The sequence below is a fragment of the Vibrio sp. 1069 genome, assembly GCF_033340555.1.
This window is the reverse complement of the sequence record NZ_JAWOWP010000834.1, coordinates 1-542: the sequence shown is the minus strand read 5'-3', so window position 1 is coordinate 542 and position 542 is coordinate 1. Positions and strand designations below refer to the sequence as shown.

General features: G+C 50.6%; 1 protein-coding gene. It reads right to left on the bottom strand.

The window, feature by feature from the left end:
* Positions 1-58 precede the first annotated feature (58 nt).
* A partial coding sequence (locus R7040_RS29330; protein WP_318098028.1) for a general secretion pathway protein GspB occupies positions 59-542 on the bottom strand: 484 nt, incomplete at its 5' end.

The window sequence follows — 542 nt, the reverse complement described above, 5'->3', positions numbered from 1 at the left end:
TACGAAAAGGCCACATTCATGTGGCCTTTTGCTTATCTAATGGTTCCACGCGAGAGTACTAACCATCCCATTCGTAAAGCGCAGGGATTCGGATTTGCTCACCTTGGAACTCGACAATGACAGCCTGCGGCTGAATCTCTTTCAGCGTGACTTGCCCATCCACTACATCTCCTTGGTGATACTCCACGTTATTGATTTTCACCCAACGACGATTGGCATCACTGGCATACATGTGCGTTTGCAAATTAAGGGCCGGAAGACGTCCTTGCCACTGCTGCGCATTGCGCTCCAAGTCATTCACCTGTGACGGCGCAGAAGTCGGCGCATCGTTTTGAGACAGCGCATTTTCCACTTTTTTGGCGAGATCTGGAGACAAGGAAGACAAGTCTAAATCATCCAATGACAAACCTAAGTCGTCACGACGATGCGTAGATGCTGTGCTCGTGACGGGAGTAGCCGTTGTCGGATCTGGAGCTTCACTCTCGTTGGCATACTCGGAGGGTTGCAAGAATGTCCCAATGTCTCGAGATAACGCGGCACTC